The following is a 1,181-nucleotide window of genomic DNA, read 5'->3' as shown; positions in this document are numbered from 1 at the left end:
CGCCGGCAGCCGCTATCTGCTGCGCGGTCACCTCCGCAACCGTCAACTCCTCGACGGATACGACCAGTTCGCCTTCGGTCGACAGCAGTTGCAGGCCGTACGACTGCGGTGACAGCTGCCGGACCAAGACGCGGACGGCGCGCTCCGCGGCGCCGTGGACACGGACGCCTTTCCAGGCAAAGGGGAGGCGGATGGCCTGGGGCTCGTCCCCCCTGTCGTGCTCGGCGGTGGCGGCGATGGTGTGCAGGGCGGCGTCGAACAGCGCGGGATGCAAGGCGAACCCGGCGGCGTTCTCGTATGCCTCGTCCATCTCCACCCGGCCGACCACCGTCCGGCCGTCCCGCGCCACCGACCGCAGCCCACGGAACAACGGACCGTAGTCCAGCCCGAAGTCGGCAAGCCGCTCGTACAGACCGTCCATCGAGGTGGTGGAGCCCGGGCGGGCCTCCCACTTCTTCGGTGCGGTCCCCGATTCCGGCGCCAGCACTCCGGTCAGGTGCTCGGTCCACTCGACGGGGTCGCTGCCGGAGGCGGGGTGGCTGTGAACAGTGAGGGTGCGCGTGCCGGACTCCTCTACGGCGCCCACGAGTACCTGGAGCACCAGCGCCTCGTCGTCGTCCAGGACGACCGGAGCCTTGACCACCAGCTCGTCCACGGCCGGCACTTCGAGCCCTGTACCCACCCAGGCTGCCAGCTCCACCAACGCCGTCCCCGGCACCAGCACCCGGCCATGCACCCGATGCTCCGCCAGCCACGGATGCGACCTGACACTCACCCGACCCGTGAACAACACCGCCCCACTACCCGGCAACTCCGTCATCCCGTCCAGCAACGGATGCTCAGCCGCCGACAGACTCGCGTGCGCCCTCTGGGCGGGCGTCAGCCAGTAGTGCGTGCGCTGGAAGGGGTAGGTCGGCAGGTCGGTGTACGGGGGCGTGGTGTTCGTCGACGTCGAACCGGCCGGGGACGGCTCGGGCGTCTGGCCGTGGGTGAGGGTGTGCAGGGCGAGGGTGAGGGTGTGGCCGGGGGCAGTGTTCGGGGCGGAGGCCAGCAGGGGTATCGCCGCCGCCTGTGGGCGGGCCGTGCGGGCCAGGGCGGTCAGGGTGGTGTCCGGGCCGACCTCCACGAACATGTCCGTCGGCTCGGCGATGGCGTTCAGTGCCTGGTGGTAGAGCACCGGG

Annotated in this window: 1 protein-coding gene; it reads right to left on the bottom strand. The window is 71.0% G+C overall.

Going from position 1 to position 1,181, the window contains the following annotated elements; translation table 11 throughout:
* A partial coding sequence (locus RZ84_RS00060) for a polyketide synthase dehydratase domain-containing protein (protein ID WP_043262605.1) occupies positions 1–1,181 on the bottom strand: 1,181 nt, incomplete at both ends.

This window comes from Streptomyces sp. CT34, assembly GCF_000805335.1.
In the GTDB taxonomy this organism is placed as follows: Bacteria; Actinomycetota; Actinomycetes; order Streptomycetales; family Streptomycetaceae; genus Streptomyces.
The sequence above is the reverse complement of the archived record's forward strand: the minus strand, read 5'-3'. Positions and strand labels throughout refer to the sequence as shown.